This window comes from Ligilactobacillus equi DSM 15833 = JCM 10991, assembly GCF_000615765.1.
GTDB classification, from domain to species: Bacteria; Bacillota; Bacilli; order Lactobacillales; family Lactobacillaceae; genus Ligilactobacillus; species Ligilactobacillus equi.
Map to the genome: position 1 here is coordinate 1 of NZ_BAMI01000094.1, position 3793 is coordinate 3793.

Below are 3793 nucleotides of genomic sequence, written 5' to 3' on the forward strand. Positions count from 1 at the left end.
TTTGATATATATATATATAGGTAAATTTTTATACATTTTTATTTCTGTGAAAGCGCTAGACCTTAAGTTTTTATTGTGATAATATTTGTATATACTATATGTGGTTTGTGGAGGCTTTTTTATGAAAAGACAATTAAATATTGCAAGAGAAAAATGAATGGATTATTAGCCACCTCGACCAGGCTTTAGAAGAAGGGTGGATTAAACATTACCATCAACCTATCGTTAATACTTTAACGAATACTTTAGTGGGGACTGAAGTTTTAGCGCGATGGGAGGACCCGGAAATGGGGATGTTATATCCGGGAGACTTTATTCCAGTTTTAGAAAACAATCACTTAATTTACAAATTAGATATTTATACAGTTAGAAAAATGTGTGCTACTTATGCTGAGGTTGATTGGCAAAAAGATGTTGTTTTACCATTTTCATTCAATTTATCACGCCAAGATTTTATCTACTGTGATATTTATGAAGAAATCGAGGCGGCAGTTCGTAAGTATGATGTTCCTCGTGATTTTGTGCACATTGAAATTACAGAAAGTATGTTTACCGATCCGGCAACTCAAGAAAAAATCCGTGAAACTGTTTCACTCTTACGTAAGACAGGCTATACCGTGTGGATGGATGATTTTGGTTCGGGCTATTCTTCCCTTAATTTTTTGAAAGATTTTTTTGTTGATGAACTCAAATTAGACCGAGATTTTCTGACCAATTTCTCACAACGAAGTCAAGATATTATAACTTCAGTAGTTGATATGGCCAAAAAATTAGGGATTCATGTTTTAGCCGAAGGGGTGGAAACCAAAGAACAATTTGATTTTTTGCGTAAAATTGGCTGTGAACAGGTGCAAGGTTATTATTTTGGTGCACCCATGCCTTGGGAAGAGTGCCTTGAAAATTGTCGGCGCCAAGGTTTGGTTATGTCTTCACGGATGCAAAATACCTACTTGAGTCAAATTGGGAAGGTAAACTTTGTAACAGATTCAGCCATTAGTTTAGTAGAAATGGACTTTCAAAAGCGCCAAGGTTATATTTTATATATTAATGACTACTATCGCGAAACTTTACAAGAAATTGGTGCCGATCAGATTCCACGGGTATTTTCATTTGATGACTTGAATTTTTCACCATTTTATTCATCATTGTTAAACAGTTTTTTACGCGCACAATATTCTGAAAAAGAAGAAGCTTTTACGGCAGTCCACGGGAAAAATCCAGTGCGCTTTATCGTCGAAAAAATTGGGCATAAGGAAGGTAAAGCTGCCTTTAAGCTAACTTTAATCTCAGTGATTAGTGCTCGTGATTCAGAAGAGCAAGTTTTGTTAAATAAAATTAATCAACATCTTTATCCACTTTATGGTAGTATGCGACTGTTTAATACGGTGACCAATCAATATAAAGAGATTGGGACAAGTAGTAGTGATAAGTCTTATAGCAAGATTAGGACATCGGTTGATGGTCAAAGAAGTTTGGCAATTAAGCTTTGGGCGGAAGAAAATGTATTCGTTGATGACCGACAACGATTTATTAACTTTATTGATTTTAATACTTTAGATGAGCGGATAAAAGGTCGCGCCTTTTTAACTGATATTTTTCGAGTTAAACAAAAGAATGGCGATTATCAAATGACGAAGTACAATATTATTACGATGAGTGATTTTAGCGAACATACTTACCTCTTTTATCGTGACGATATTGCGCCAGAATCACGGCTTCATTTTAAGGAAACTGAGGTTGAGTTGTCCAATATTGTCCATGATATTTGGAGTAGTGCCTGATAGAAAGCGACTTACGGATTTTTTGGAAAGATACCGAACGTCGTTTTCTCGGCGCCAGTCAGAGTTTCCTTGATTTCTATGGTTTGAAATCGGTCGCTGAGATTATCGGTAAGACTGATGAAGAATTACAGATGAATATTCTTAATGAACCATTTAGGATGGAAGAAGATAAAGTTTTGCGTGAGGGAAAGACTTCGACGGATGTCATTGGTACGACAACTGTCAAGGGCCAACTTTATGACATTCGGGCCAGTAAATTTCCAATTTATCATGAAGGGAAAATTATTGGCTTAGTAGGGTATTTTATTGATACCAGCAGTGGAAAAATAATGCTAAATTTGTAAATGAAAAAATGAAAATCATGAATGTCAATGGTTTGTTAGAAACGATTTTAAACTTTGAAACTAACCGAGTGGAAACAGGGCAAGATTACGCCTTGGCCAATATCAGTATCACTAATTACCAACGGCATTTAGCAACTTATAACAAACAGATTGATACTAACTTACTGCGGACAATTGCACAAAGGATTTCCGAGAAACTTTCCTTAGGGCAAGTTTTAGGGCACACCACTGGAGCAAATTTTGTTTTGATTTACCCATGTAAAGATATGGCTCAAGCAAATGAGGTTCTCAAAAAAATAGCTCAGGTTATTCAAGATATTCATGAAATTGATGGCACCCCATGTACCTTATTCACGGAAAGTAATGTGACTTTGAGTACAGATACTACTGGAGTGGCAGCTATGGTCAGCCACCTAAAAATTTAGAATCTTTTCAAAAGCTGTGGATTCCTAGCGAGGATGTCCGCAGCTTTTTTATTACAATACCTAAGTAAACGTTTTATTGATTTTTAGTAAGGAAAAAGTTACAATGAAACTATAATACAATAAAGGAGTGTGTTTTAAATGAACCTTACAGATACCTATTTATTGAATAACGGGGTCAAAATTCCTGTAGTAGGTTTTGGAACTTGGCAAACACCTGACGGTGATGTGGCTAAACATGCCGTAAAAACGGTCTTAAATGTGGGTTACCGCCATATTGATACTGCTGCAGCTTATGGTAATGAAGAAAGTGTGGGGCAAGCCATTAAGGAAAGTGGCGTTGACCGCCATGATATTTTCTTAACGAGTAAACTTTGGAATGCCGATCATGGATATGCAGAAACCAAAGCGGCTTTAGATTTGAGCTTGCAAAAGTTAGGCACGGATTACTTGGACCTTTACTTGATTCACTGGCCAAATCCACAAGCTTTCCGGAATGAATGGCAAGAGCGTAACGCAGATAGCTGGCGGGCGATGGAAGAAGCACTTAAAGAAGGTAAAGTGCGGGCAATTGGGATTTCCAACTTCCGTCGGCAACACATAGATGCTTTACTAAAAACGGCAACTGTAGTTCCAGCCGTTAACCAAAACTATCTTAACCCTAGTGACTTGCAAGAAGATGTCTTAGCCGCTAATGCTGAACATGGAATTTTGAATGAGGCTTACAGTCCACTAGGAACGGGACGTTTATTGCAAAATGAAACGGTCAAGCAAATTGCCGCTGCTCATGGGGTGAGTGTACCGCAAGTGCTTTTGCGTTGGTCATTGCAACACGGCTTCCTACCATTGCCTAAATCAACGCATGATGAATACATTAAGGCTAATGCTGAAATTTTCAATTTTGCCTTGAGTAACCAAGAATTACAACTTTTAGATGGTTTACGTGGCGTTGCCGGCTTAGCAACTAATCCAGACCAAGCTGAATTTTAAAAACCAAATTAAAACACTGTGAATTTTAGTAGGATTCACAGTGTTTTTGGTGTCTTAGTGATGAATTAGATATCTAACTTTCAACTTTGTCCAAATAATTGCTAGCAGGATTAGAAAGAAAAAACTAGCTATTGAACTTAGGTCCAAATAAGAAACCGCTAAAGCTTCATTAATAATCCTAAAATATTTTTTATAAATTATATCGTACGCTATCAATTAAGCTTTTTCAAGTTCAAAATAAAAACCCTCAAGTTTA

Annotated in this window: 4 protein-coding genes; all 4 read left to right on the forward strand. The window is 36.8% G+C overall.

From position 1 onward, the window contains the following. The first annotated feature begins 140 nt into the window (after nucleotides 1-140). The 4 genes from JCM10991_RS14720 to JCM10991_RS11350 all read left to right on the forward strand — a co-directional run bounded on the left by JCM10991_RS14720 (nucleotide 141) and on the right by JCM10991_RS11350 (nucleotide 3537). Nucleotides 141-1781, forward strand: coding sequence for an EAL domain-containing protein (locus JCM10991_RS14720; protein WP_025021550.1), 1641 nt, complete (start codon nucleotides 141-143; stop codon nucleotides 1779-1781). A 17-nt stretch (nucleotides 1782-1798) separates the two neighbouring features. Beyond that, the gene (locus JCM10991_RS15030) at nucleotides 1799-2125 is read left to right on the forward strand and encodes a PAS domain-containing protein (RefSeq protein WP_225349972.1); all 327 of its coding nucleotides are present in this window, start codon (nucleotides 1799-1801) and stop codon (nucleotides 2123-2125) included. 8 nt (nucleotides 2126-2133) lie between these two features. Then, nucleotides 2134-2550, forward strand: coding sequence for a diguanylate cyclase domain-containing protein (locus JCM10991_RS11345; RefSeq protein ID WP_035188977.1), 417 nt, complete (start codon nucleotides 2134-2136; stop codon nucleotides 2548-2550). A gap of 138 nt (nucleotides 2551-2688) precedes the next feature. After that, nucleotides 2689-3537, forward strand: coding sequence for an aldo/keto reductase (locus JCM10991_RS11350; protein WP_025021553.1), 849 nt, complete (start codon nucleotides 2689-2691; stop codon nucleotides 3535-3537). Nucleotides 3538-3793: the final 256 nt, after the last annotated feature.